The following is a 24,988-nucleotide window of genomic DNA, read 5'->3' on the forward strand; positions in this document are numbered from 1 at the left end:
CTGGCAGCCTAGGCCACGGGGGCCAGGTCGGCGGCGCCGTGGGCGGCATCGAGGTCGGCCGTCTGACCGGCGGCGGCCGCGCGCGAGCCGTAGCCCCACGTGTAGGCGACGAAGCCGGCCCAGGCCAGTGCGCCGATCCCGATCCGCACCGCCGTCGGCAGCCCGGAGGGCGTCACGAACGCCTCGATGAAACCGGAGACCGCGAGGGCCACCGCGGCGCCGAGCGTGATCGTCACCGCCCCCCGCCCCTCGGCAGCCAGCGCCTCGACCCGACGCCGCGGGCCCGGCGCGATGATCGACCAGCCCAGGCGCAGGCCCACCGCGCCCGCGAGGAACACGACCGTCAGCTCCAGCATGCCGTGCGGGAGGATCAGGCTCCAGAACTGGCCGCTCTGCCCGCAGCTGGTCATGTACCCGCCGACCACCCCGGTGTTCACCGCGTTCACCAGCAGCACCAGCAGGGTCGGCAGGCCGAGCAGCGCGCCGGCGGCGACCGCCGTCGCCGACACCCAGGCGTTGTTCGTCCAGACCTGGCTGGCGAACGAAGGAGCCGGGTTCTCCGTGTAGTACGAGGCGAAGTCGGAGCGGCACAGCTTGGCGACCGCGCTCGGCGGCGCCAGGTTGGCCTGTGCCTCGGCGTCGTTGGCGATCCAGAGCCCGATGGCCAGCGCTACCAGCACCGAGCCGAGCGCGGTCGCGAGCACCCAGCGGCGTCGCTCGTAGACGGCCAGCGGGAAGGTCACGGCGAAGAACCGGCCGACGACGTGCCACCCGGGGTCGGGCGCCNCGCCCACCGCCGCGCGGGCGCGGGTCACCAGGATGGTGAGGTCGTCGACGAGACTGGTGTCGTAGGAACGGGTGCGGATCACCGACAGGTGGGTCGCGGTCCGCTGGTAGAGCTCGACCAGTTCGTCGAGCTCGTCGCCGCTCATCCGGCGCGGCCGGCCGGCCCGGTCGACAAGCCGGCCGAGCCGGATCCATTCCGGGCGGTGCACGGCGACGAACGCATCGAGATCCATGGCGCTCTCATCCTCGCAGACGGGTGGTGGCGTCGGGACTCCCCGCCACCACCGGCCGTGGCATCACCCGTGGCGCAGCTGTCCCGTCAAGGAGATGCCAGGTCCGTCAGGACCCGTCAGGACCCGTCGCCNCCATCGAGGGCCAGGCCGGCGAAGTCCGCCAGGCCGGTGGCGAGCGCCGCGATCGTCGGGTACCTCCAGACGAAGTTGCCGGGCAGGGTGATACCGAGTGCGGGCTCCAACCGGGAGCGCAGCTCGAGGGCGAGCAGCGAGTCGAAGCCGAACGACCGCAGCGGCGTGTCCGGGTCGAGCGTGCTCTGGCTCAGCCGCAGCACCACCCGCAGATGCTCCCCCAGGTACTCCTCGAACAGCGCCCGCCGGGGCTCCCCCGCCGCCGCGGCCCGCAGGCGTGCCCGGATGTCGGTCGGACCGTCCTGCTCGGCCGCCTGGACGCCACCGGCCCGGATGACGGCGGAGAACACCGGCAGCGGGCGACCGGCCGGCGGTATCCAGGCGATCGGGTCCCCGGGCAGCAGGCCGGCGTGCCGTCGGCCGTGCGCGAGGACCGTCTCCAGGGCGTACAGGCCGTCGCGGGTCGGTATGGTCTCGTAACCCCGCTCCCCGAAGATCGTGCCGCCGCCGATCTCGCCCCAGACCCCCCAGTTGATCGAGGTGGTCGGCAGCCCCTGGGCGCTGCGCCAGTCGGCGAAGCCGTCGAGCCAGGAGTTCGCCGAGGCGTAGGAGCCCTGGCCGGGGATGCCGAACAGCGACGAGATGGACGAGTAGAGCACGAACCAGTCCAGCGGACGGCCCTCGGTCGCCGCGTGCAGCCGGGCGGCCCCGAACACCTTGGGATGCCAGACGCCGTGCAGCTGCTCGGCGGTGATGGTGGTCAGCGCCGCATCCCGGAGCACCATCGCCGAGTGCACGACGCCGCGCAGAGCGACGTCGTCGGCGGTGGCGGCCGCGACGAGCCGCTCGGCGACCCCCGGCTCGGCGACGTCGCCGAGGACCACCCGGACGTCGGTGCCCTGGGCGGCGAGCTCGGTGAGCCGCCTGTCGATCTCCGGGCTCGGTGCCGACCGGCCGCACAGCACCACGCGGCCGGCCCGGTGGGCGGTCAGCCAGGCGGCGGTCGCCAGGCCCACCCCGCCGAGACCCCCCGTGATGATGTATGCCGCGCCGGGTCGCACCGGGGACGGGGCGCCGCCGGGCCGGATCGCCATGGCCTGCCCGTCGTCCGGGACGGTCAGCACAATCTTGCCGATATGACGGGCGCCGGCCATGAACCGGAACGCCTCGGCGGCCGAGGCGAGCGGGAAGCTCTGCACGGGCAGCGGGACGAGATCGCCGGCGGCGAAGGCAGCGGACAGCTCGCGAAGCAGGGCCACCACCCGGTGCCGCTGCTCGCGGCAGAGCTCGATCGCGTTGACGCTGGCCAGCGTGATGCTGTTGCGGAACGGCAGCAGGCCGAGGGGACTGTCGGCGAGGATGTCGCGCAACCCCAGCTCGATGAACCGGCCGAAGGGCGCCAGGGTCTCCAGCCCCGCGCGGATCGCCGGGCCCGTCAGGGAGTTCAGCACGACGTCGACGCCCCGGCCGCCCGTCGCCGCGCGCGCCTGCGCGGCGAAGTCCAGCGAGCGGGAGTCCATGACGTGGCGCACGCCGATGCCGCGCAGGTAGGCCCGTTTCTCCGGGGTGCCGGCGGTGGCGAGGACCTCGGCGCCGAGCAGCCGCGCGACGGCGATCGCTGCGAGCCCGGTCCCGCCGGTGGCCGAGTGGATGAGGACCGACTCGCCCGCGCGCAGGTCGGCGACCTCTCGTAGGGCGTACCAGGCGGTCGCGAAGGCGACGGGGAGGCCGGCTGCCGCCGCCGCGTCCACCCCGGCGGGGATCGGCATGGTCAGGTCGGCGTCGGTCGTCAGGAAGGAGCCGAACGCCCCGCCGCCGAGCAGGTCGACCGCGACGACCTCGTCGCCGGGGCGCGGGGCGGTGACGTCCGGGCNCACGGCGGTGACGACGCCAGCGCACTCGAACCCGATCGGCGACGGCGGCAGCACGCCGAGAGCGAGCAGTACGTCGCGGAAGTTCACTCCGGCGGCGCGCACCCGCACCTCCACCTGCCCAGGGCCCGGCTGGCGCCGCTCGGCGACGGCGACGCGCAGATCGTCGAGGTCGCCGGACTCGGGGGTGCGCAGCGCGAAGCCGTCGCGGCCGTAGCGCACGCGCTGGTGGCCGGCGTCGTGCCGTTCGGCGGCCGTCACCGGCGTCAGCACCACGCGGGCGACGAACCTGATCCCGCTGCGCAGAGCGATCTCATCGTCGACGGCGATGGCGACGGGGTCGGGGGTGCCGGGCGGGGCGAGGGCGTCGTCGGCGAGCAGCTCGTCGGCGAGATCGTCGGCGTCGGCGGCGAACGACGGGCCGCGCCCGGTGCCTGCACCACCGGGCCCGGTGCCGCCAGGAGCAGGAGATCCGCCAGGAACGGTACCGCCGGGGGCGGCGATGGCACCGGCCCCCGCGGGCAGGACCCCGGCCGGATCGGCGTCGAGGTGGAGCATGCGGTACTCGGGGTGCTCGTGGGCGAGTACCCGCAGCAGGCCGCGCACCCCACCCCGGTGGGCGTCGGGCACGGCCCCCGGTGTCAGGGCCCGCGCGCCGCGGGTGACGGTGAACAGCCGCGGCGCGGCGCCCGACAACCCGGCGAGGGTCTGCACCACCGTCAGCAGCGCCCGGGTGGCCCGTTCGGCGGCGACCGGGGACAGCGCCAGCGGGTCGGCCGGCGGATCCAGCGGCGCGTCGGCGAAGCCGTAGTCCGGTGCAACAGCGCGCGCCCCGACCGCGTCAGCCCCACCGACCGCGTCAGCCGCGTCAGCCGCGTCAGCCCCACCGGCCGCGCCGGATCCGCCGGATGAGTCAGCTTCACCAGATAAGTCAGATCCACCGGATGAGTAAGCCGCCTCGGATGCCGCGGCCGGGCCGTCGAGGACGACCACGACCCGCTCCGGTCGGCCCGCGGTGGCCCACGCCGGCCCGGTGCCGCGCGCCCACCGCCGGGGGTCGTCGGCGGCGCCGGGCAGCAGCGCGAACTCGGCGTCCGCCCCGGCGGCGGCGAGCGCGGCGGCAAGGTCGCGCGCGGAGCCGGTGAGCTCGCCGAGCACGAGCCAGCGGCCCGGCCGGCCGGGCCCGGCGGCCGGGGGACGCGGCTGCGGTTGCCACGCGACCCCGTACAGCCAGTCGTCGATCCGTGCGGCGAGCTCCGTCGGCGCCGTGCCCGCGGTGGCGGAGTCGGCCGTGCTGTGGTGGACGTAGCGCATCCCGTCGAGGGCGGCGACGAGCGTGCCGGCGGCGTCGAGCAGGCGGACGTGCCCGGCGGGACTGCCGACGCCGCCGGCGTCCGGGAACTCCATCCAGCCGTGGACGTACCGCACGGTCGTGGTGTCCCCGAACACCCGGATCTCGTCGATGCCGGCGGGCAGGACCAGCCCCTGCTCGGTCGCGGCCGGCAGGCTGACGACGAGTGCCTGCGCGCAGGCGTCGAGGAGCACGGGATGGATGGGCAGCTCCTGGGCCCCGGCGGCGGCGAACGGCGGGACGGTCACGGTCGCCCAGACTCCGTGGTTGTCCGCCCCCGCGTGCAGGTCGGTGATGGCGGCGAAGGCGGGTCCGTGGTCGATCCCGCGGCCACGCAGGTTGCGGTACACCTCGCTCGGCCCGACGCGGCGAGGGTGNGCGACGGCGAGGTCGAGCAGCGCCGCCCCGCCGTCCGGCGCGGGCGCGGTGGTCCGTCGCAGCACGCCGGACATGCGCCGGCTCCAGCCGTTCTCGGTGCCGTCGCTGCGGGCGAAGATCTCGATCAGGGTTCGGTCCGGATCCTTGGGTGTCGCGGTCATCAGCGCGTCGGTGTGGTCGTCGAGGTCGAGCAGTTCCTCGAACGCGGTCTCGGTCAGGACGACCTCAGCCGGCGCGGCGTCGGGGAACACCTCCGCCGCGGCGCTGAGCGCGAACGCGCAGTAGGCGGCGCCGGGCAGCACCGCCCGGCCGTGCACCCGGTGGTCGGCGAGCCAGCCGACGGCCGCGGTGCCGACGTCGCAGCGCCACAGGTGGCGCACCGGCCCGCTCGGCACCTCGGAGTGCAGGCCCGGCAGCGGTGCCGCGGCAGCCCCGTGGCCGGGGGTCGCCGCGGGGGTCCGCGGGCCGGGCAGGGGGGCGTCGATCCAGTGGCGGCGGCGGTCGAACACCAGCGGAGGAACGTCGACGATCACCCCGTCGGGGTAGAGGACCGACCAGTCGACGGGCACGCCGGCGCAGTGGGCCGCCGCGAGCGCGATCCGGAACTCCGCCTGACCGTCGCCGTCCCGGCGCAGCGTCGGCAGTACCACCGGGGTGCGGCTGCCCCCGGCCAGGCTGCCGGCGATCGCGTGGGCCACCACCGGGTTCGGCGAGATCTCGAGGAAGACGCGGTGCCCGTCGGCGGCGGCTGCCGCGACGGCGTCGGTGAACCGGACAGGGCGGCGCAGGTTCGCGCACCAGTACGCGGCGTCGAAGGCGGGCGCGGCACGCGGGGAGTCCTCGACCGTGCCGTAGAAGCCGGTCTCGGGCCGACGCGGGTCGAGCTCGGCGAGCTGCTCGGCGAGCTCGCCGAGCAGCGGGTCGACCTGCGGTGAGTGGGAGGCGACGTCGACGGCGACCGGGTGGGCCGGGATGCCGCGGGCGGTCCAGTGCGCGACGAGTTCGTCGATCCGGCCGGCGGCTCCGGCGACGACCGTCGAGCCCGGCGCGGCCAGCACGGCCACCGAGACCTCCCGGTCGGCACCGGTCGCGGTGAGATCGGCCGCCACCGCGCGCCGATCGAGACCGACGGTCGCCATCGCGCCGGCCCCGGCGATGCGGGTGAGCAACCGCGACCGGCGGCAGATCACCCGGGCGCCGTCGGCGACGCTCAACGCGCCCGCGACGACGGCCGCCGCGACCTCTCCCATGGAGTGCCCGATCACAGCGGCGGGCCGCACGCCGTGCGCCCGCCACAGCGCCGCCAGCCCGAGCTGCACCGCGAACAGGACCGGCTGGACGCGGTCGCAGCCCACCAGCTCCTCGCCGGCCCGCAACGCGTCGAGGACCGAGATCCCCGTCTCCGCCCGGATGAGCGGGTCGACCTCGGCGATGGCCGCGGCGAACGCCGGCTCCACGACCNGCAGGTCGCGGCCCATGCCGGCCCACTGCGACCCCTGTCCGGAGAACACCCAGACCGTGTCCCGCGGCACACCGGCGACGGCGGTGCCCGCCACCACGTTCGGCGCGGGGCGACCGGCGGCGAACGCGCGCAGGCCCGCGACCAGCTCCTGCCGGGAGAAGGCGACCACCCCGAGCCGGCCGCGCCCCGTCGCGCGCCGCCGGGCCAGCGTGTACGCGACGTCGCGCACCGCGCCGGCAGCCGAACCAGTGCCGGCGGCCGAGTCAGCGCCGGCGGCCAACCAGTCGGCGAGGCGGGTTGCGGCGGCCGGCAGCACCTCGGCCGAGCCGGCCGGGACGACGACCACGTCCGGGCCGCTCGCCCCCGACGCGGCACGGGCCGCCCACGGGTCGGTAGCCGACAGCCGGTCGGCAGCCGACGGCGCCTGCGCGACGACGACGTGCGCGTTGGTGCCGGAGAACCCGAAGGAGGACACGGCCGCGACCCGGCCCGTGCCCCGCACGGGCCAGTCGACCAGGTCGGTGGGCACGAAGAACCGGGACTCGACGCCCGCGATCGCCGGGTTCCACTCGTGGAAGTGCAGGTTCGCCGGGATCTGCGCGTGCTGAAGGCAGAGCACGGTCTTGATCAGGCTGGTGACGCCGGAGGCGGGCTCGAGATGGCCGAGATTCGTCTTCACCGATCCCAGGGCACACCGCTGGGTCCCTCCGCCGTAGGCCCGCGACAGGGCCCGGAACTCGACCGGATCGCCCACCGTCGTCCCGGTGCCGTGTGCCTCGACCAGGCCGACGTCCGCCGGGTCGACGCCGGCCCGGCGCAGCGCGGCCTTCGCCACGGCGTACTGCGCCTGCTCGGAGGGGACGCTCAGCCCGTCGGTGCGGCCGTCCTGGTTGACCGCCGTGCCGCGGATCACCGCGAGTACCCGGTCGCCGTCACGCCGGGCGTCGGCCAGGCGCTTGAGCACGACCAGGCCGGCGCCCTCGCCGCGGCCGAAGCCGTCGGCGGCGGCGTCGAAGGCGTGGCAGCGGCTCGTCGGCGACAGCATGCTCATCCGGACCAGCGACTTCGACACCCGAGGAGAAAGCATCAACGCCACACCCCCGGCGATCGCGACGTCGCACTCGCCGCCCGCCAGGCTGCGGCAGGCCAGATGCACGCCGACGAGCGAGGAGGAGCAGGCCGTGTCCACCGTCAGGCACGGCCCGTGCAGGCCGAGCAGGTAGGCGATGCGGCCGCTGGCCACGCACGGCCCGTTGACGAGCAGCGATCCCTCCAGCTCCTCGGGCCGCCCGACGAGCCGCTCGGCGTAGTCGGAGCCGTTGAGCCCGATGAACACGCCGGTGGCGGTGTCGGCGAGCCGTTCCGCCGGCAGGCCGGCGTGGTCGAACGCCTCCCACGCCACCTCCAGCAGCAGCCGGTGCTGCGGGTCCAGCACGTCGGCCTCCCGCTGGGAGACACCGAAGAAGTCCGCGTCGAAGCCGGCGATGTCCGCCAGGAAGCCGGCCTGGCGCGGCACCGACCGGCCGAGCGCCGTCAGAGTCGGGTCGAGGTACTCCTCGGCCACCCAGCGACCGGGCGGTGGCTCGCCGACGGCGTCGCGCCGGGAGACCAGCAGCTCCCACAGGGACGCCGGGGAGTCCACTCCCCCGGGCAACCGGCAGCCCATCCCGATCACGGCGACGGCGTCCTCGGCATGGCCCATCGCGGACGCCGGCCGCTCCTCGGGCCGGGTGACCACGTCATCACTCATGGCGGGTGCCTCACTCATGGCGGGTGCGGTTCCTTTCTCGCGGGCGCACCCCGGCATCGGGCAGCACAGGGACACGCTGAAACCAGCGGAGCCGCGCCGGAGGCCGTCGGACCCGGCCACGGGGTGCGGCCTGACGGGAGGGAACACTGGGGAAGGGAACGCCGACGGCAGGGAACAGGGAGTCGGGGGAAGGGCGTCAGGGAGTCGGGGGAAGGGCGTCAGGTCGCGTCCGGGGAGCCCAGCAGGATCACGGCCTTGAGGCCGCCTGTCTGGTAGGTGAAGCTGAGCGCGTAGTCGAAGCCGAGCGGGCGCGAGCTCGTCCCCGGAATCGGGTCGAAGCTGAGGTCCGCGGCCGGCCGCTCGCAGCCGGCGGTGGGACACACCTCGCCTCGGGCGATCATCAGCGTCGTCAGCGCCGCGCCCAGCGCACCGGCCTGCCCGCCGCTGTGGCCGAAGCACGCCTCCTGGGAGCTGAGCAGCACCGCCGGCACCCTCGGCCCGTACAGCTCCCGCACGGCGTTGACCTCGACGTTCGTCACGTTCGGGTCGCCGTCGCTGCCCCCGTTGATGTAGGGGATCTGGTCGATGCTCCACCGCTCGCCCAGGCAGCGGNGGACCCCGGTCACCAGCGCCGTTCCGGTGATGTCGACCGACAGCGGGCTGAACAGGCCGTCGCGGGTCGTGGCCTGCGCGAGAAGGCGGCCGTGGGGGCGGGCGCCGCGGCGTTCGGCATGGGCGCGGCTCTCCAGCACCACCGTCGCCGACCCCTCGCCGTACCCGACGCTGCCCGCGCGCTCGTCGTAGGGGTGCATGCGGTGGTCGGTGGAGGGAGGCTCGTCCGGGACGAAGCCCGGGGCGCCCGCCGGCCCGCCCCGCTCGGCGGCGCGCAGGACTTCCTGTCCCTGGCGGGCGAGATCCGCGCTGCCGGAGTCGACGCCGGTGACGAGCGCGATCTCCACCTCACCGGCCTGGATCATGCGCAGCGCGTTCCCGAGCTGGATCGTCGAGGACGAGCAGCCGCAGGTGACCGAGAAGCTCGGCCCGCGGGTGCGGGCGAGGGACGCCTGCAGCAACGCGACGTCGTACGGGGTGGCCCCGAGCTGGGTCTGGATGAACAGCCCGACGGCGGCGTCCGGGGTGAGGCCCTCGGGGCGTGCGTCCAGGAGGTCCCGGTGGACCCGGACGTTGTCGTCGACACTGCCGCGGCCGGTGAGGATGGNAGCCTCGGTGAGATCGCCGGCGCGGAAGTCCAGCCCGCCGTCCGCGCACGCCTGGACGAAGGAGATCAGTCCGAGCCGGTGCGATCGGGTGAGCTGCTGGCGGTAGAGCGCCGGGATGTCGGGCAGCCGTTCGTCGAACATCTCCTCGGTGAGTGCGACGGAGCCGTAGTAGATGTCGCCCCGCGTCAGGCAGGAAATCCCTTTCGACGCCACCGCCCAGACGTCGTCCGCGGNGAGGCTGGGACGTTCGAGACCAGGCAGGCAGAATCCCATCCCGGTCAGCAGCACGTCTCGTTCTGTGGGCGCGGCGGCAGTGCGGTCGTCGGCCATCGCGGTCACTCCAGGTGGTCCGGTCGGCAGAGCAGAATGTGGACGCACGGGTTCGGCGGCGATGGGGGCGGAAGTCGCCGGCAGCGAGGTCACGGACCGGCCGGCGAGGCCNCCAACAGCTACCTTTGCGCGCGACCGGGGCGCTGTCGCCGTTTAGGTCATAGTGGTCTGCCCGGGCCCGATCCGGCGGCGAGTGTCACGTCCGACGCCACAGGTACAGGTGGCGCGGTCGGCCGGTGTGGCCGTAGCTCATGGTCCGGATCGCCAGGCGCTGCGCGGCCAGCCATTCGNGATAGCGGCGCGCCGTCACCCGGGCCAGNCCGAGGCCCCCGGCGACCTCGTCCGCGGACAACGGCCCCACCGCCCCGCGCAGGTGGCCGACCACGGTGTCGAGAGTGGGGGCGGACAGCCCCTTGGGCAGTGTCACGCCGGAGCCGTCGAGCCGCAGCCGGGACAGGGCGAGGTCCACGTCACGCTGGCGCACGAGCCCGCCGGCGCCGGCCGCGATCTGCCGCCGGAAGGCCGAGTACCGCTCCAGGCAGCGCCGGAACGCGATGGCGGTGAACGGCTTCACGACGTACTGGATGACGCCGTAGGACATCGCCGCCTGCACCATGGCCAGATCCCGGACGAGGGAGACGGCGATGATGTCGAGGGCCGAGCCGCGGGCGCACAGGGCCCGACACACGTCCAGCCCGCTCATGTCCGGCAGGAAGAAGTCCAGCAGGATCAGGTCGAGCCGACCGCGCAGGGCGGGTGACAGCGCCTGCTCCCCGCTNCTGGCCACCCCGCTGACGACGAACCCTGGAACACCGGCGACGTAGCCGCGCAGCCTGGCGGCGAGGACGGGTTCGGCCGCCACGATCAATGTGCGGACCGGTTGGTCGNCCATGCTGTCAGCTCCGGACGATAGGGCGCGGCGCAGATGCCGCGGGCGGGCTGCCGTCCTTCTTCCGCGCGGACAGCGCAGCGGATGGCTTCACACCTGGCACAAGAATCCGTACTCGAAGGCCGGCCGAACACTTACGGGTCACAGGGTCACAGAGATGCGGCCATGATCGACCGATGTTCGACACAGAACGAGCCGCGGGTTGTCGGTGGCCGCCGGTGACCACTCGGCGTTTCGGTCCGGCGCCAGCCTGGTTCTCATCCTCGCTCATCGGAACCACGCCATCCGGCCCGCCGACAGCCGGCAACCCAGCTCCGCCCGAGCCACGGTTCTTGCAATGCTGGATTCCGATCGGGCCGAGGGCACCACGGCCACATCCACCGCCACGTCCCTCGCCGGCCAGGATCCAGAAAATCTGCCGAACACACCGTCGGCCAATCTTCTCTCGGCACTACGGAACAGAGATCACCCCTGCATCATGGGGGGATTTCCGCGGCACCGTCAAGAGCCGGCATGCCGGGCCGGCCCGACTGCTCGGAGAAGGCGACGGCCGGCACCGAATGTGCCCGCACCGCCCAATTCCGAGCCAGGATTTGGATACCTGCGCNATTAGTCCGGGCGTGCGGTAAGTGACGGTAGTATGCCGATGCGAACCGTTTTGACAGCCGGCGGGGAGCCACCGAGCCGTCCTGGCGCACCTGGACGGGCAGTCCTCGGTGCCCGCCGGAGACCATAGGGTGAGATCCGCACGCACACCGAGATTCCCGGGGGCCCCATGAACCAGGTCGTCCGGAGCGGTCCCCACGGGGCGAGCCGCGCCGGCGCGCCGGGCNCACAGGCGAACCGCCCCGGCGGGGCGATCGTCACCGGTGAAGCGGTCGTCATCGGTGAAGCGATCGCCCCAGCTGAAGCGATCGTCACCGGTGAAGCGGTCGCCATCGACCTGCGGGTGGCCAGGCTGGGATCACGGCTGGTGGCCGGGCTGATCGACCTGCTCGCCGAGTTCTACATCCTGAACATCCTCGGCGCCCTGGTCGTGCTCGTCGTGCGACCCGAGGACGACGCGCTGGTCGCCGCCATCTTTCTGCTGATCTACGTCGCCATGGTGCTCGGCTACCCGGTGGCGTGCGAGACGCTGAGCCGCGGACGGACCCTCGGGAAGATGGCGTTGGGCCTGCGGGTGGTTCGCGACGACGGCGGGCCCATCCGCTTCCGGCACGCCTTCACCCGGGGCCTCATCGGCGCGGTCATCGAACGCCCCGGGGCCCTGCTCGGTCTGCCCGCCATCGTGAGCATGATCTCCTCCCGGCACAGCAAGCGCCTGGGCGACGTGTTCGCCGGGACGGTGGTGCTGCAGGTGAGCGTTCCACGCACCGTCGGCGCCGCGCCCTTCGTGCCGTCGCCCCTGCTCGGGTGGGCGGCCCTGCTCGACCTGACCGGGCTCGACGACGGTCTCGCCCTGCGCGCCCGCCAGTTCCTGAGCCGTGCGCACACCCTGTCGCCGCAGGCGCTGGACCGCCTTGGGTGCGGCCTGGTCGACGAGGTGCGCGCGGTGGTCACGCCGCCGCCGCCCCCGGGCACGCCGGGGTGGGCCTACCTGTCGGCGGTGCTCGCCGAACGCACCCGCCGGGCCTACGCCCGCCTCGCCGCGCAGCGCCCGCCCACAGCTCCCCCGGGCGGGTTCGGTTCGAACGCGGCTCCCGCATGGGTTCCAGCCCCCCCGCCGCCAGGCGCTTCATGGACGGGTGCCGGGCNGCGCACGCCCAGGCCGCCCACGACCGGGCCGGTCTCCGCCTGGCCCGAGCAGGCACCTCCGTCGAACGGCCGGTCTCGGNCCTGACATCAAAGTGTCAGATATGGCCTCCCGGAAACCAAGAGCCTCACATCGGTTTGTCAGGATCCATGCTCCCAGGAGCTCAGGTACTCGACCTGCGCCGGAGTCAGGGTGTCGATCCCGATGCCCATCGTTTCGATCTTCATCCGGGCGACGTCCTTGTCGATCGCGGTGGGGACGTCGTAGACGCCCGGCGTGAGTTCCCGCCCGGCGGTGTNCAGCCACTCCGCGGTCAGCGCCTGGTCGGCGAAGGACATGTCCATCACCGCGGCGGGGTGCCCCTCGGCAGCGGCCAGGTTCACCAGGCGACCCTCGGCGAGCAGCAGCAGCCGGCGCCCGTCGGCGAGGACGTACTCGTCGGTCGAGGGTCGCACCCGACGTGGCACCTCGACGGCGAGCTCGGCGAGGGCGACGATGTCGATCTCGATGTCGAAGTGGCCGGAGTTCGCGAGGATCGCGCCGTCGCGCATCACCGCGAAGTGCTCCCGGCGCACGACGTCCCGGTTGCCGGTGACGGTGATGAAGACGTCGCCCAGGGGGGCCGCCGCGCCCATCGGCATGACCCGGAAGCCGTCCATGGCCGCGTCCAGCGCCTTGGTCGGGTCGATCTCGGTCACGATCACCGCGGCGCCGAGGCCCTTGGCCCGCGATGCCACCCCCCGGCCGCAGTAGCCGTAGCCGGNCACCACGACCGTACGGCCGGCCAGCAGCGTGTTCGTCGCCCGGAAGATCGCGTCCAGGGTCGACTGACCGGTGCCGTAGCGGTTGTCGAACATGTGTTTGGTGTCGGTGTCGTTGACCGCCACCATGGGGAAGCGCAGCGCTCCGGCGGCGGCCATCTGCCGCAGCCGGATCACCCCGGTGGTCGTCTCCTCGCAGCCGGCGCGGACGCCGGCGAGCACGTCGGTGCGCTCGGTGTGCAGGATGTTGACCAGGTCGCAGCCGTCGTCGAAGACGTAGTGCGGCGCGGCGTCGAGGGCGGCACCGATGTGGGCGTAGTAGCCGTCGCGGTCGATGCCGTTGCGGGCGAACGTGGCGATGCCNTACTCGGCGACGAGCGCCGCGGCCGTGTCGTCCTGGGTGGACAGCGGATTCGACGCGCACAGCGTGACCTGCGCGCCGCCGGCCGCCAGCGCCCGCATGAGGTTCGCCGACTCCGTGGTGACGTGCATGCAGGCCGCGATGCGCACCCCGGCGAAGGGGCGTTCGGCGGCGAAGCGCTCCCGGATCTGGCGCAGCACGGGCATCGCCCGATCGGCCCAGTCGATCCGGGATCGGCCCTGGGCGGCGAGGGCCAGGTCGGCGACGTCGTGGCGCGGCAGCCCGGCGTCGGGACGGTCGGAGGGTTCGGGCAGCAGCTCGGGGAGGTCGGCCAGATCGGACATGGTGCTCCTGTCGTGGGAGGGGGCGCCGTGGCCGGCGACGCCGTGGCGGCGACCGGACTCACCGGCGCGGTTGCGGCAACTCGACGGTCCGGCACCTCGAACGATGGCAAGGCCGCCGAGACGATGTCAAAGAAGCTGACAACTCGCTGTTAGAATCGGGGCCCTGCATGGCGCCTCGCCCGTACTCTTCGTCGCATGATCGGATCGACGTGAGAGGCCGGGAGGGTGCCGCCCCACCCCGCCGGGAGGACTCGTTCGTGCGGNACGTGCTGGAGCGACTACGTCAGCGGGTCCAGCTCCGGCCCGAGCAGCGGCTCCCCATCGCGCGGGCCGCGGCGGTGTTGGACACCACACCGCGCATGCTGCGCTACCGCGAGTCGCTGGGCCTGCTCGTGCCCGCCCGCTCCCCCGGCGGTCACCGCGAGTACGGCGAGCGCGAGCTGCTCGCCGCCGCCTACGCCGACGAGCTGGAGCGGCGCTACCAGGTGAGCCCCAGCGACCTGGCCTTCGCCGTGCGGGTGCTGGCCGAGGCGGAGGTCGCCGCCGACGTCCGCCGGCTCGGGCAGCTCACCCGGCGCATCCCGCCGTCCCCGCCGGTCGCCGCCCTCGACTTCGAGGCGCAGAAGGGCCGCCGGCTGCTGCGCATGCCGGGCCCGGCCGGACCCGGCGGACCCGGCGGACCCGGCGGACCCGGCGGACCCGGACCATGGGAGCCCCACTCCCTTAACGGTCGCTAAACAATCCGAGGCGTACCGCACACACCTGGCCCGCCGGGTCGCCCCCGCGGGAAACGCTCGTCTACCGTTACCAGCGGTATCGGACCGTCCATGCCAACTGCCGTGAATCGGCGCCCGTCCGCAGCCAGGTTCGCTTCGCCCGAACTGTTCGGTCAGCCCGCGAGCACCCGGGTGCCGATGAGCGACCAAGCGCCGGGTCACGCATGCTGGTTGAGGTCCCACGAAGATCCCGGCGGTTCCGCCGGCCCACCGAGGGGGTGACGTCGACGTCTGGCGGACGGGAGTCGAGCACTCCATCCCGACCCAGCCCGCCCGCACCGGCGGGTGGTTCGTCGCGAGGGGGATCCGCCGGGGTGCCGACCCGCGCCGACGGCACGCCCCGCGGAGTCCCCGCCGAACGCGCGGCCACCCCGCCGAGATCGGCGGCACCACCACGATCGGCGACGCCGAAGCCGGGACCGGCGACGCCGAAGGCCGGACCGACGCCCAAGACGGGACCGACGGCACCGACGGCACCCAGGGCGGGAAGGGCGGGAGGAGCGACGCCCAAGGCGGGGCCGGCGGGTGACGCGGGGCCGGCGGGTGACGCGGGGCCGGCGGGTGACGCGGGGCCTCAGGGCACGGCGAGACCGGCGGCCCGGGCCAGGCCGGCGGGCGTCGGCGCAAAGATCCGTGGCCGCGCGACGGCGCGTTCGGAGCGGGCCGGAACCGCATCGACCGCGACCGCGACGACGGTCCGCCCGGCGCCCGGCACGGCTCCGGGGGCACCAGTCGGCACAACCCCGGCGGCACCGACCGACACCGCCACCCGCGGCCAGGACGGGCCCCCGAGCGGACCGGGACGCGGCGACACCCTCGACTCCCAGGCTCCGGCCGGGGACGGGCCGGGCGGCCGCATTCTGACACGGCCGCCCGTCGACCGGCGCCGCGTGCTGAAGAAGATGGCGCTGACGGCAGGCGCGCTCGGCGTGGTCGTCGCCCTGCTGTCGCTGCCGTTCGTGGGGGCGGTCGGCCTGTTCGCCAAGGGCAGCGCGGACCACTTTCTCGGGCTGCCGAGCGAACTGGTCACCCCGCCGCTGCCGCAGAGTTCGACGATCCTCGCCAGCGACGGCTCGGTGATCGCGACGCTGCGGGGCGCCGAGAACCGCATCGTCGTCCCGGGCAGCGCCATCCCGAAGATCATGCGTGAGGCGATCGTCTCCATCGAGGACGCCCGCTTCTACGAGCACGGCGGGGTCGACCCGCAGGGCGTCGTGCGGGCGGCACTGCGCAACAGCGAAGCCGGCGGGGTCGCCCAGGGTGGATCGACGCTGACCCAGCAGTACGTCAAGAACGTGCTGTTGCAGAACGCCCGCACGACCCAGGAGCGTGAGGTGGCCGCCGGCGACTCACTGGACCGCAAGATCCAGGAGCTCCGCTACGCCCTCGACATCGAGAAGCGATTCTCCAAGGACGAGATCCTCGAGCGCTACCTGAACATCGCCTACTTCGGCGACGGCGCCTACGGCGTCGGNACGGCCGCCGAACACTACTTCGGGGTGCCCATCTCCCAGGTCACCCTCGAGCAGGCGGCCCTGCTCGCCGGGCTGGTGCAGAGCCCGTCGCGGTACAACCCGGCCGCGCACCCGCAGGCGGCGCTGGTCCGGCGCAACACCGTGCTCGACAAGATGGCGGAGAACAAGTACGTCNCGCCGACACAGGCGGACGCGGCGAAGCAGATGCCCCTGAACGTGGTGCCGGCCCCACCGCCGGCCGCGGACTCCTGCGAGACGTCCACCGCGCCGTTCTTCTGCGACTACGTCCGCGCGCAGCTGCGGGCCAGCCCGGCGCTCGGCACCACCGTCGAGGAACGCAACCGGCGCATCTACGAGGGCGGCCTGGTGATCCGCACCACCCTGGACCCGCTGGTCCAGCAGGCGGCGCAGGACGCGGTGAACTCGACGATCGCCCCGGACAACCGGGTGTCGGCGACCGAGGTGGTCATCCAGCCGGGCACCGGCAACATCCTCGCGATGGCGGTCAACCGGGTGTACGGGTCGAACGCCGGCCTCAACCAGACGGTGGTGCCGCTGCCCACGAACGCGACGTTCCAGNCCGGGTCGACGTTCAAGACGTTCGTGCTCGCCGCCGCCCTGGAGCAGGGCTACGGCACGTCGACGGCCTTCTACTCGCCGGCCTGCTACGTCAGCCCGAAGTTCCCGCTCGACCGCGGCGAGGGCGACTGCGCCAAGGGTTTCTCGAACTCCGACCCGGCCGAGGCCGGCATCTACGACATCCCCCGTGGCACCTGGGACTCGGTGAACACCTTCTACGTGCAGCTCGCGGAGAAGACCGGCATCGGCCCGGTGATGGAGATGGCCAAGCGGCTCGGCGTCGCTCCCCCGGAGGCCGACAAGATCGGGCCGACGGACGGGGCGACCGCCATCGGCGGCGGTCGGTACATGTACGTCTCGCCGCTGCAGATGGCCGACGCCTACGCGACGATCGCCGGCGGCGGCCTGCGCTGCGCGCCGCGGTTCGCCACCGGGGCCGTGGACTCCAGCAAGGACCCGATCGACGTCGCCCGCCCGCCGCAGTGCGAGCAGGTGCTGGCGAAGGGGGTCGCCGACACGGTGACCAGCGTGCTGGCCGGCGTTCCGATCAACGGCACGGGGACCAACGCCGCGATCGGCCGTCCCTCGGCCGGCAAGACCGGCACCACCGACGAGTTCTCCGCCGCCTGGTACGTCGGTTTCACCCCGCAGATGACCGCGGCGGTGTCCGTCGGCGACCCCACCGGCGCCGAGTCCCACCCGCTGCGCAACGTCGTCGCGGACGGTCGGACCTGGTCACGGGTCTTTGGTGGTGACCTGCCGGCGATCATCTGGGGCAAGTCGATGCGGGCGGCACTGGCCAACCAGCCGGTGGTCGCGCTGCCCGGCGCCGATCCGACGGTGGCCCACGGCACCAAGGGCGGTCTGCAGAACACCCCGCCGCCCCCGCCCGCACCGGCGCCGGGCCAGGGCCTCGGCGACCTGCTCCAGAACCTCGGCCAGCAGGTCATGCCGGGCGTCTTCGGTCAGCCGCAGGCCCGCAGCGCCCCGCTCGGCCAGAACGGCACGCAGCAGGCAGGCCCGAACGGCCGGGACAACGGCGCCGGCCAGCCGAACGGCGGGCAGCCGAACGGCGGGCCCCAGAACGGCGGGCCCCAGAACGGTGGACCCCAGAACGGTCAGAATCGGGGCGGCCGCTAGCGGTGACGGGAGGCTTTGCGGTGCGTGGGAGAGCGGCAGCGCTCGCGGCACGACCGGGAGGGTGAGCCGGACGGCTCAGTCGGGGCCGATGGCTTCCACGAGGACGAGCGCGACGTCGTCGGCGGCGCCGTCGGCGGCGGCGAGCAGGCCGTCGGCGACGTCGGTGATGGACCGCCGGGCGCGGCGCGGCCCGGTGCCGCCACCGAGGCCGTGCGCCGCCGCGACGGAGCTCGCGAGCGTGGCGAGGCTGACCTCGATCGGCTCCGAGCGCCGTTCCACCAGGCCGTCGGTGAACAGCAGCAGGCGGCTACCGGCGGGCAGGGGCATGGTGTCCGCGATCTGGGCGCCGGCGTCGACGCCGAGCAGGACCCCGGCGCCGGCCTCCCAGTAGGACAGCCGATCCGGTCCGATCAGCAGCGGGGGGAGGTGCCCGGCGTTGACGATCGTCACCCGGGACCGGTCGGGCGGGAAGGTGAGGATGCACACGGTCGCCGTCGCCTCGGGGTGAGACAGGAGCATCAGCCGGTTGAGCCGGTCCAGCACCGCCGCCGGCCGGTGTCCGTCGAACGCGTAGGCCCGCAACGCGTAGCGCAGCTCGGCCATGATGATCGCCGCACCCAACGAATGGCCCTGGACGTCGCCGATGACGACGAAGGCCTCGCCGTCGGGCGTGTCGAAGGCGTCGAAGAAGTCCCCGCCGACCTCGGCCTGGGCGGCGGAGGCGTGGTAGCGGGCCGCCACCCGCAGGCCGGCGAGGTCGGGCAGGGTCGCCGGCAGCAGGCTGCGCTGCAGGGTGAGCGCGATGCGATGTTCCTCGGCGTAGCGGCGGGACTGGCGCAGCAGCGCGCCCACGGTGGAGAGGAACTCGCGCGGCTCGATGGGGTCGACGAGGTAGGCGTCGGCACCCTCGTCCAGGCCGATGCTGCGGTCGCCGGCGTCGACCGCGATCGCGGACACGTGCAGCACCGGAACGCCGGCGGACTCGCGGTCCCGTTTGATCCGCCGGCAGACCTCGATGCCGCTGAGGTCGGGCAGGTGCACGTCGAGCACGACCAGATCCGGGACGTGGTCGCGCACCTCGCGCAGCGCCTCCTCGCCGGAGGATGCCTCGAACACCTCGTAGCCGGCCCGACGCAGCCAGCTGCCGAGCACGTAGCGTTTGCTGACACTGTCATCCACGACCAGGACGCTGGCGCGCTCGACGGTCACGGCCGCAGCGCGTCGACGCGGGCGAGCACGGCGTCGATGGCCCGCTGGCTCAGCGTCAGCTTCGCCAGGACGGCGACGGCCGAGCCGGGACCGCGACCCCGGCGCGTGTCATGGTCGCTCCAGGTGACGATGACGACCGGGATGTCGCGCAACGCCGGGTCGGCGCCCATCGTGGACATCACCTCGCCGCCGTCCAGCCCCGGCAGCATCAGGTCCAGGAAGACGACGTCGGGTGGGTCCGCGTGCAGCGCCGCGAGGGCCTCGTGGCCGTCGCCGGCCTCCAGGACGCGATCCGCCCGGTCGGCCAGCAGCCGGCGCATCGTCATTCGAAAGGCCGGATCGTCGTCGACCACGAGGGCGGTGCTCACCCGGACCGGTGCCTCGCCAGGGGTCAGCGGCGAGTCCGCGCCCTCCTCTGCGTCGGCCTGGTGGCAGACATCCGCGTCGCGGGGCAGGGTCACGGTGAACGTCGAGCCACGGCCGAGCTCGCTGACCAGGTCCAGGCGCCCGCCCAACAGCTCGCACACCCGGCGCGCGTAGGGCAGTCCCAGGCCCGTGCCCCGCGTACGGGCGTGCAGATGACTGCGTGCCTGGTAGAACTCCTCGAACACCTGCTCGACGTCCTCCGCCGAGATGCCGATCCCCGTGTCCCGCACGACGAACGTCACGGTGTCCCCGGCGTCACCCGTCCTCGCGGCGGTTACCCNCACCTCGCCGTGCTCGGTGAACTTCAGCGCGTTGCCGACGAGGTTGCGCAGCACCCGACCGAGCAGCGTCTCGTCGGTGTACAGCGGGCCGACCTCACCGTCCTCCTCGATGACGAGTTCGACGCCCGGCCGGGTGGCCAGCGGCCGCAGCGAGCCGTCGAGGTGCGCGAGCACGGCCCGGATGTCCACCTGCTCCAGGGCCGGTTCGAGNCGGCCGGACTCGGCCTTCGACAGGTCGAGCAGGTCGTTGACCAGGGTGAGCAGATCCTTCGTGCTGGCGAGGATCAGCTCGACCTGCCGGCGCTGCTCGTCGGTGAGGGAGTCGCCGGCCGGGTCGAGCAGCAGGCGGGCGAGGCCGAGCACCGAGTTGACCGGGGCCCGCAGCTCGTGGCTGACACTACGCAGGAACCGGGTCTTGGCCTCGTTCGCGCGGGTGAGGGCGATGCCCCGCTCGTCGAGCTCGCCGTAGAGCGCGACCACCCCGCGGTTGGTTTCCTCCAGCTCGGCGGAGAGCTGGCTGTACAGCGCCAGGACGCCGCGGTTGGTCTCCTCCAGCTCCGCGTTCAGACGGAGCAGCTCGTTCTGGTTGTCCCGCAGCTCCGCCAGCGCGCTGACCAGCTCGCTGTTCTGCACGCGCAGNTCGTCGGCCGGGGAGAGCGGGACGGTGGCGGCGAGGATCTGCCGTAGTCGGGTGCGCCGCGCGTCGTCGACGACGGCCCCCGGCGCGAGCGGCTTCGCGAGGGTGACGACCGTCGGGGCACCGCCCGCGCCGCCCGCACCGCCCGCACCGCCCGCACCGCCCGCACCGCCCGCACCGCCCGCCGCGGGCCCGGTCGGGCTGACGGTGAGATCGACGAGGCGGCCGGCGGCGACCAGGCCGGCCGCGTCCGCCGGGATGACCCNGTCGGCCGTCAGGACGACCGCCAGCGCCGGGGGGTTACGCAGGACGAAGTCGATCCGCGCGCCGCCCGCGGCCAGCGCCTCCCGACCGATCTCGCTGAGCGCGGTGGCGAACCTGACCTGGTCCGGCCCGTCGAGCCCGGCGGCGGCGCCTGCCGCCCGGGCGAGCTGGCGGGCGGTGAACACGTCCGGTTCGCTGTCCAGCCGCATGGTGGCCAGTTCCGGCAGNGGGCTGCCGTGGTGCCGCGCCCCCATGGCCTACCCCTACCCCGCCGCCTGCGGTGGACCGGCCACGACGACGGAGGCGTCGTCGCGACGCAGGCCCGCGTCGCGCAGGATCGTCGCCGCGACGAGCAGCGGGTCGTGGCTGGCGACGCCGGGATGGTCGGCGAGGTTCCAGCGGGTGNCCACCCCGTCGCTGTGCNGGACGACAAGCGCGTCACCCGGCAGGGGGTGGCGCGTCTCGGACAGGCCCCGAGCCTGGTGACCCGCGATGCCCGGCCGGCTGAGCAGGCCCGACCGGCGAGCCCCGCTGAGGATCACCCCGGCGACGTTGCCGAGCCCGGCGAACCGCAGGACCTCCGCGGCCGGTTCCAGCACCGCGACCGCGACGGCGGCGCCACGGGTGTGGGAGATCCCCTGATGGATGCGCCGCACGAGCTCGACCGGGCCGCCCGACGGGTCGGCGGCCGCGAGGAAGATCCGCACCGCCTCCCTGGCGGCCCGCGCGGCGAGCTCCCCGTGCCCGAGCCCGTCGCACAGCAGCAGCGCGAGGCCGGCGTCGGTGGCACGCACGGCGTAGGCGTCGCCGCAGACGGTCTCGCCGGTGATCGGGCGGGTCAGGCCGGCGACCCGCGGGGCACCGAGCCCGCCGCTCGGCAACCCGGGCGGCCCGGGCGTGCCGGGGCGCGGCCCGGGCCGGCCCGTCGGACGGAAGGTGACGACCATGGCCGTCCCGCGGCCCGGGGTCGAGTGGATGTCCAGGTCGTCCGAGAGCCGGGCGATCGCCCCGAGCCCGACGCCGAGGGTTCCCGCGGACGTCGCCCCGTCGCGCATCGCCGCCGAGACGTCGGCCATGCCCGGTCCACTGTCGATCGCGACGAACTGCACCGCCGTGGTCAGGTCGGTCCGGTCGCCATCCCAGCGCAGCACCCGCAGGAGCAGGCGGCCGTCGTCGGAGTGGCGGACCAGGTTGGTCATCGTCTCGGTGACGGCGATCCCGAGCTCCGCACCGCGGGTCGCGGGGAAACCCAGCCGGCCGGCCAGCGTGACGGCCGCCCGCCGGGCCGCCCCGGCCGCCGACGGGTCGGTCGCGCCGAACCACGCGACGTCCTCCGCCCGCGGGAACACGCCGGGCGTGGTCAGCGCGACCACTTCACGACCCGCACGGTGGTGCCCACTCCCGGACTGCTGTCGATCGCGAACTCGTCGACGAGGCGTCGGCTGCCCGTCAGCCCGAGTCCGAGACCGGAGCCGCTGGTCCACCCCTCGGTCAGGGCCAGGTCGAGATCGGGGATGCCCGGCCCCGTGTCGATGAACACCGCGCGCACCCCGCGGCGCCGGCCGCTGTCGACAAGGTCGATCATCATCTCACCGCCGCCGCCGTAGACCAGCGTGTTGCGCGCCAGCTCGCTCGCCGCCGTCACCATCTTCGTCTGGTCCACCAGGGACAGCTTGGCAGCGACGGCGAGCGTCCGCACCACCTGGCGGACGCGCACGACGTCGGACTCGGAGACGATCGGATGGCGCTGCGAGTCCGTGCCCGTCAGCTCGCGACCGGGCAGGCTCCCACCGGGGTTACCGGTCACCCGTCCGGCCCCCGTCGCCGCTGCGCGCGGCGCCGGTCGCGGCCGGCTCCCCCCCGCCGAGCCCGGCCCGCGCCGCGGCCTGGCCGGCGAGCGCGCCGGGCTCACCCTCTCCGTCTGCGTCGTCGACCTCGTCCTCGTCGGAGCGGCTCACCCGAACCTCGGCGCCGAGCAGGGCAAGCCCGTGCTCCAGGGTCAACGCGGTGCGCACCCCGGGCATGTACAACCCGAGCTCGACGAGGGTGATCGCGACGGCGGGACNCATGCCGACCACGACGGTCTCGGCGTCGAGCAGCCGCGACAGCGACGCGATCGTCGACAGCATGCGGCCGATGAAGCTGTCGACGATCTCCAGAGCGGAGATGTCGATCAGCACGCCGCGGGCGCCGGTCGCCACGATCCGCTCGGACAGGTCGTCCTGCAGGTCGAGGGCGAGCTGATCGTGCAGATCGACCTGAATCGACACGAGCAGCAGGTTTCCCATCTTCAGGATGGGGATGNGGTCCATCAGCGGATCTCGGCCCCGGCCGCCCGGCGGACGAACCGGAAACCGTCCCGGCGCAGCGCGAGCGCGAGCGCCTCGGCCAGCGTGGCCTTGGTGACGATCTCCCCGAACTCGATGCCGAGGCTCACGACCGTCTGGGCGATCTGCGGACGGATGCCGGAGATGATGCAGTCCGCCCCCATGAGCTGGGCGGCCATCACCGTCTTCAACAGGTGCTGGGCGACCTGGGTGTCGACCGCGCCGACCCCGGTGATGTCGATGATGGCGTGCCGGGAGCCGGTGCTGACGAGCGCCTCCAGNAGGCTCTCCATCACGAGCTGGGTGCGGGCGGAGTCCAGGGTGCCCACCAGCGGCACGGCCAGCACCCCCTCCCACAGCTTGATCACCGGGGTGGACAGCTCCAGCAGCTGGTTGGACTGCTCGACGATGACCTGGTCCCGGGTCCGGACATAGGTCTCGAAGGTGAACAGCCCGAGCTCGTCGACGAACTCGGAAAACCGCACGTAGTCGCGGTAGCCGACGCTGCGCTTCTCCAGGACGGCGGCCGCCGCCTCCTTGAGCGCGAACACGGTGCCGGCCGTCTCCCGCGGGGTGAACCCCTGCCGGGCCCGGCCGCCGGACAGGTCCGCGAGCAGTGCGCGCAGCTCGCCGAACTGCTCGGCGCGCAGGTCGGTGCCGCCGGAGGCCAGGGCGGTGGTCAGCGCGGTGTAGATCTCGCCCAGCTCACGCTGCAGCTCCGGCAACGACAACCGCCCCCGCAGGTCGCCGGCGACCCGCTCCACCCAGCGAGCCAGCACCTCGTCCCGTTCGCGGCTCAGCGACTCGATCCAGCCGTCCCCGACCCCGACCTCCACGTACACATCCTCTCGGCCCGTCAGCCATGCCGGCCAGGCACGACCATACAGAGTCCCCCGACCGACCCGCTCCGCCCGATTCTGACCTCCGCGCCCGCGTCCGCAACCGCCGTTGCGGGCATCTCGAGGGGCGTGNCGGTCACCGATCCGAGCGTCGGGCCCGTGACATTGTGCCGGACTTCGGTCTGCGCAGGACGGACCAATGGGTACGAAACGGTCATTCTCCGCCGAGCGGGCGGGACTACCGCCCCAGATCGCGAACGGTGGGTACCTGGGTCGGGTCGATCCCGAGCGCCAGCGCCGCGTACACGGCGGTGAAGTCGAACAGGCCGATCAGGGAGGCGAGCCGCTCCAGGGGGCCGGCTCCCTCGGCCCGCAGCTCGGTGACGCCGACCCCGCGCTCGGCGGCGACGGCGACGGCGGACTCCGCCTGGCGGCCGACCTCGGGCCGTTCCACGTCGGGATCACGCAGCAGGATCAGTCGCAGCCGGATCGACTCCTCCTCGTCGGAGATCCGATCACGGAAGAAGTCCTCCAGGTCGTCGCGCGCACCTGTTCCACCCGCGGTCGAACCGGCGGTCAGGCCTGCGCCGAACGGGCCGTCGAACAGAGCCACCTGATGATGGCCTGGATGCGGCAGCGCCCCGACGATGGCCGGGTACTTCGCGATCGCCGCCAGCTGGGCCGCGACATGCTCGGCCGCGACCGAGGTCACCGCCGAGGTGCCCCAGACGAGCGGCAGGGAGCCGGCCAGCTCCAGAGCCAGGGTCTTCGCCGGGTTGACGAAGGACTCGCTCGACGACCGGCAGCGGGTCGCCACCTCCTCCAGCCGGGCGGCGGCCGCCTCGACGGCGTCGGCACCGAGCCGGATGACGCCCAGCTCCCGAACGGCGACGAGCAGCGGCACCGCCAGCNACCAGAGCATGGCCCGGCCCGGCCGCTGCCCGACGAGCGGAACGAACGGCGCTCCGGCGCGGGCGGCGAGGTGAGCCAGCGGGGTGTCCGGCGGCGCGACGACGCCGATGCGCGCGCCGCGCCGGTCGGCCTCCTCCACCACGGAACAGGTCTCCGCCGAGGTGCCGGAGGCGGACACGGCGAGGACGACGTCGGACACGCCGACCCACCCCGGCAGGCCGTGGGCGTGATGGCCGATGATCGGGACGGGACTCGCCGGCCCGGCGACGGCGGCCAGGACGCCGGCGGCCAGCGACGAGCCGCCGACCCCGGCGACGAGGACCGCACGCGGCCGCCCGTCGGCGCCGAGGCGCGCCACCCCCGCCTCCTCGGCGAGGACGACGCTCTGGCGCACCTGCAGAGCCGCCGAGGCGACGTGCGGCAGGAGGGCCGCGGCGCTGCCGGAGTCGATCCTGGCCGTGTCGTCGAGGATTGCCTCGTCGAGGTACACGCCGACGCCGCG

10 protein-coding genes and 22 pseudogenes are annotated in these 24,988 nt (G+C 74.0%); 6 read left to right on the forward strand and 26 right to left on the reverse strand.

Going from position 1 to position 24,988, the window contains the following annotated elements; all coding sequences use genetic code 11:
- Positions 1-8 precede the first annotated feature (8 nt).
- The 12 genes and pseudogenes from UK94_RS10450 to UK94_RS46950 all read right to left on the reverse strand — a co-directional run.
- Positions 9-786 (reverse strand): stage II sporulation protein M (locus UK94_RS10450; RefSeq protein WP_235487381.1); only part of this gene is annotated, 778 nt, incomplete at its 5' end.
- A 1-nt stretch (position 787) separates the two neighbouring features.
- Positions 788-1,019: pseudogene (locus UK94_RS46905) on the reverse strand (stage II sporulation protein M); the annotation flags it as partial.
- Between the two features lie 132 nt (positions 1,020-1,151).
- Positions 1,152-3,024: pseudogene (locus UK94_RS46910) on the reverse strand (KR domain-containing protein); the annotation flags it as partial.
- Between the two features lies 1 nt (position 3,025).
- Positions 3,026-4,750, reverse strand: a pseudogene (locus UK94_RS73405) (polyketide synthase dehydratase domain-containing protein); the annotation flags it as partial.
- A gap of 1 nt (position 4,751) precedes the next feature.
- Positions 4,752-6,208: pseudogene (locus UK94_RS46925) on the reverse strand (acyltransferase domain-containing protein); the annotation flags it as partial.
- A gap of 5 nt (positions 6,209-6,213) precedes the next feature.
- Positions 6,214-8,020, reverse strand: a pseudogene (locus UK94_RS46930) (beta-ketoacyl synthase N-terminal-like domain-containing protein); the annotation flags it as partial.
- Between the two features lie 161 nt (positions 8,021-8,181).
- A complete protein-coding gene (locus UK94_RS46935; RefSeq protein ID WP_313949480.1) occupies positions 8,182-8,568 on the reverse strand; it encodes a hypothetical protein in 387 nt (128 codons plus the stop codon).
- Positions 8,569-8,576: 8 nt separating this feature from the next.
- Positions 8,577-9,182, reverse strand: a pseudogene (locus UK94_RS46940) (beta-ketoacyl synthase N-terminal-like domain-containing protein); the annotation flags it as partial.
- A 1-nt stretch (position 9,183) separates the two neighbouring features.
- Positions 9,184-9,416, reverse strand: a pseudogene (locus tag UK94_RS46945) (ketoacyl synthase); the annotation flags it as partial.
- A gap of 1 nt (position 9,417) precedes the next feature.
- Positions 9,418-9,513, reverse strand: a pseudogene (locus UK94_RS73410) (hypothetical protein); the annotation flags it as partial.
- Between the two features lie 320 nt (positions 9,514-9,833).
- Positions 9,834-10,291 (reverse strand): annotated as a pseudogene (locus UK94_RS10465) (response regulator); the annotation flags it as partial.
- Between the two features lies 1 nt (position 10,292).
- Positions 10,293-10,375, reverse strand: a pseudogene (locus tag UK94_RS46950) (hypothetical protein); the annotation flags it as partial.
- 886 nt (positions 10,376-11,261) lie between these two features.
- Between UK94_RS46950 and UK94_RS10470 the strand changes: the two are divergent.
- On the forward strand, positions 11,262-12,156 hold an 895-nt coding region (locus UK94_RS10470; RefSeq protein ID WP_235487459.1), incomplete at its 3' end, for an RDD family protein.
- A 139-nt stretch (positions 12,157-12,295) separates the two neighbouring features.
- Here the strand turns inward: UK94_RS10470 and UK94_RS46955 are convergent.
- The 4 pseudogenes from UK94_RS46955 to UK94_RS46970 all read right to left on the reverse strand — a co-directional run.
- A pseudogene (locus UK94_RS46955) lies at positions 12,296-12,453 on the reverse strand (adenosylhomocysteinase); the annotation flags it as partial.
- Between the two features lies 1 nt (position 12,454).
- Positions 12,455-12,918: pseudogene (locus UK94_RS46960) on the reverse strand (adenosylhomocysteinase); the annotation flags it as partial.
- A gap of 1 nt (position 12,919) precedes the next feature.
- A pseudogene (locus tag UK94_RS46965) lies at positions 12,920-13,279 on the reverse strand (adenosylhomocysteinase); the annotation flags it as partial.
- A 1-nt stretch (position 13,280) separates the two neighbouring features.
- A pseudogene (locus tag UK94_RS46970) lies at positions 13,281-13,621 on the reverse strand (adenosylhomocysteinase); the annotation flags it as partial.
- A 266-nt stretch (positions 13,622-13,887) separates the two neighbouring features.
- Between UK94_RS46970 and UK94_RS10480 the strand changes: the two are divergent.
- The 5 genes and pseudogenes from UK94_RS10480 to UK94_RS46990 form a co-directional block, all read left to right on the forward strand.
- Positions 13,888-14,358: a MerR family transcriptional regulator gene (locus tag UK94_RS10480; RefSeq protein WP_268761295.1), complete on the forward strand. Its 471-nt coding sequence runs from the start codon at positions 13,888-13,890 to the stop codon at positions 14,356-14,358.
- A 203-nt stretch (positions 14,359-14,561) separates the two neighbouring features.
- Positions 14,562-15,871 (forward strand): biosynthetic peptidoglycan transglycosylase (locus tag UK94_RS46975; RefSeq protein ID WP_235487383.1); only part of this gene is annotated, 1,310 nt, incomplete at its 3' end.
- A gap of 1 nt (position 15,872) precedes the next feature.
- Positions 15,873-16,046, forward strand: a pseudogene (locus UK94_RS46980) (transglycosylase domain-containing protein); the annotation flags it as partial.
- 1 nt (position 16,047) lies between these two features.
- Positions 16,048-16,451 (forward strand): annotated as a pseudogene (locus tag UK94_RS46985) (penicillin-binding protein); the annotation flags it as partial.
- A gap of 1 nt (position 16,452) precedes the next feature.
- Positions 16,453-17,591, forward strand: a pseudogene (locus UK94_RS46990) (penicillin-binding transpeptidase domain-containing protein); the annotation flags it as partial.
- A 75-nt stretch (positions 17,592-17,666) separates the two neighbouring features.
- Here the strand turns inward: UK94_RS46990 and UK94_RS10490 are convergent.
- The 10 genes and pseudogenes from UK94_RS10490 to UK94_RS47030 all read right to left on the reverse strand — a co-directional run.
- Positions 17,667-18,800, reverse strand: a complete 1,134-nt coding sequence (locus UK94_RS10490) for a fused response regulator/phosphatase (protein ID WP_011602480.1) — start codon at positions 18,798-18,800, stop codon at positions 17,667-17,669.
- On the reverse strand, positions 18,797-19,506 hold a 710-nt coding region (locus UK94_RS46995), incomplete at its 5' end, for an ATP-binding protein (protein ID WP_235487385.1). The genes UK94_RS46995 and UK94_RS10490, both read right to left, overlap by 4 nt.
- 1 nt (position 19,507) lies before the next feature.
- A pseudogene (locus tag UK94_RS73415) lies at positions 19,508-19,696 on the reverse strand (response regulator); the annotation flags it as partial.
- A gap of 22 nt (positions 19,697-19,718) precedes the next feature.
- Positions 19,719-20,140 (reverse strand): annotated as a pseudogene (locus UK94_RS75980) (histidine kinase dimerization/phospho-acceptor domain-containing protein); the annotation flags it as partial.
- Positions 20,141-20,832: 692 nt separating this feature from the next.
- Positions 20,833-21,781: pseudogene (locus tag UK94_RS10500) on the reverse strand (ATP-binding protein); the annotation flags it as partial.
- Positions 21,769-22,215 carry an ATP-binding protein gene (locus UK94_RS10505; protein WP_011602477.1) on the reverse strand — a complete coding sequence of 149 codons (447 nt, stop codon included), beginning with the start codon at positions 22,213-22,215 and terminating at the stop codon, positions 21,769-21,771. The gene UK94_RS10505 and the pseudogene UK94_RS10500, both read right to left, overlap by 13 nt.
- A gap of 504 nt (positions 22,216-22,719) precedes the next feature.
- Positions 22,720-23,016 (reverse strand): STAS domain-containing protein (locus UK94_RS47015; RefSeq protein ID WP_235487387.1); only part of this gene is annotated, 297 nt, incomplete at its 5' end.
- A gap of 1 nt (position 23,017) precedes the next feature.
- Positions 23,018-23,577 (reverse strand): annotated as a pseudogene (locus UK94_RS47020) (RsbRD N-terminal domain-containing protein); the annotation flags it as partial.
- A 235-nt stretch (positions 23,578-23,812) separates the two neighbouring features.
- The coding region (locus UK94_RS47025) for an SIS domain-containing protein (RefSeq protein ID WP_313949475.1) at positions 23,813-24,485 on the reverse strand (673 nt) is incomplete at its 5' end.
- Between the two features lies 1 nt (position 24,486).
- Positions 24,487-24,976, reverse strand: a pseudogene (locus tag UK94_RS47030) (mannose-6-phosphate isomerase); the annotation flags it as partial.
- Positions 24,977-24,988 lie beyond the last annotated feature (12 nt).

Origin of the sequence: Frankia sp. AvcI1, assembly GCF_001420875.1 — a bacterium.
Classification (GTDB): domain Bacteria; phylum Actinomycetota; class Actinomycetes; order Frankiales; family Frankiaceae; genus Frankia; species Frankia alni.